The organism is Rhizobium sp. PP-CC-3G-465, assembly GCF_004343445.1.
In the GTDB taxonomy this organism is placed as follows: domain Bacteria; phylum Pseudomonadota; class Alphaproteobacteria; order Rhizobiales; family Rhizobiaceae; genus Ferranicluibacter; species Ferranicluibacter rubi.
Window position 1 is genome coordinate 1 of sequence record NZ_SLYH01000056.1, and the last position, 1,526, is coordinate 1,526.

At 60.9% G+C, this 1,526-nt stretch carries 1 pseudogene; it reads right to left on the minus strand.

Going from position 1 to position 1,526, the window contains the following annotated elements:
• Positions 1-148: 148 nt before the first annotated feature.
• A pseudogene (locus tag C8J33_RS26790) lies at positions 149-1,347 on the minus strand (IS256 family transposase).
• Positions 1,348-1,526: the final 179 nt, after the last annotated feature.

The following is a 1,526-nucleotide window of genomic DNA, read 5'->3' on the forward strand; positions in this document are numbered from 1 at the left end:
GCCCGCAAGACTCGGTCCCGGCTTGCCCGCTAAGGCTTTGGCCGGATGGGACTTGCACCCACAAGCAGTTATCAGCTTGGCATGACGTACTCCCAGGGCGTGGTGTAGCTTAGCCGACCACGGCCCATCCCAGAGGGCCGGATGAGTTTCAGCTTGCGGCTGGCAGGCTGATGAGCGGATCATCGCTCATTGTGGCGATTGTCTCAAGTGTCATGTAGCGGGATCGCTGGACGGCCCATTCATCGTTCTGTTCAAGTAGCAATGCACCGACCAGTCTGACGATGGCATCGTCGTTAGGGAAGATACCGACCACCTCTGTCCTTCGCTTGATCTCGCCGTTGAGGCGCTCGATCGGGTTGGTCGAATGAAGCTTGGCCCAGTGCGCCTTGGGAAAGGTCATGTAGGCGAGCACGTCCTGTTCGGCACTATCCATCAGCGTGGCGAGTTTCGGCACCTTCGGCCTGATCTGGTCGGCGACATTACGCCATTGGGTGCTTGCAGCCTCTGGTGTGTCCTGAGCAAAGGCCCTGGCGATGAAGGCAGACACGACGCGCCGTCCGCTCTTTCCGGCATGGGCGAGCGCGTTGCGCATGAAGTGAACCCGGCAGCGCTGCCAGGTGGAAGAGAGTACCTTTGACACGGCAGACTTGATGCCCTCATGCGCATCGGAGACGGCGAGCTTGACACCGCGCAGTCCCCGCCTGGTCAGCTTGCGAAGAAACTCAGTCCAGATTGCCTCTGCCTCGGACGTGCCGATCTCCATGCCGAGCACTTCGCGTCGGCCGTCGGTGTTGACGCCCACCGCGATGATGACCGCGACAGAGACGATTCGGCCACCGCGCCGGACCTTCAGATAGGTCGCATCGATCCACAGATAGGGCCATTCTCCCTCGATGGGCCGGTCAAGAAAGGCCTTCACCTTGTCGTCGATCTCTTCGCACAGCCGGGATACCTGGCTCTTGGAGATGCCCGACATGCCCATGGCTTTGACGAGATCATCGACGGAGCGCGTCGAGACGCCCTGGATATAGGCTTCCTGGATCACCGCTGTCAGAGCCTTCTCCGCCATGCGGCGCGGCTCAAGGAAGCTCGGGAAATAACTCCCGGTGCGCAGCTTGGGAATGCGCAACTCGACGGTGCCCGCCCGTGTCTCCCAGTCCCGGTCGCGATAGCCGTTGCGCTGGGCCAGTCGGAAGCCATTCTTCTCGCCATAGCCCGCGCCGGTCTTCGTGCCGACCTCCAGCGCCATCAGCTTCTCGGCAGCAAAGCCGATCATCTCACGCGAGCCAAATCGGCGTCGGCGCTCTTCTCAACGAGTGAGCGCAGGTTCATCATATCGTCGGTCATCGGTGGTGTCCTTCAGGTTGGCTCTAAGCAACCCGACCCTACCGGAAATCACCGATGGCTATGAAGTCCAGCTACACCACTCCATGGGAGTACGTCATGCCAAGCTGATAACTGCTTGTGGGTGCAAGTCCCATCCGGCCAAAGCCTTAGCGGGCAAGCCGGGACCGAGTCTTGCGGGC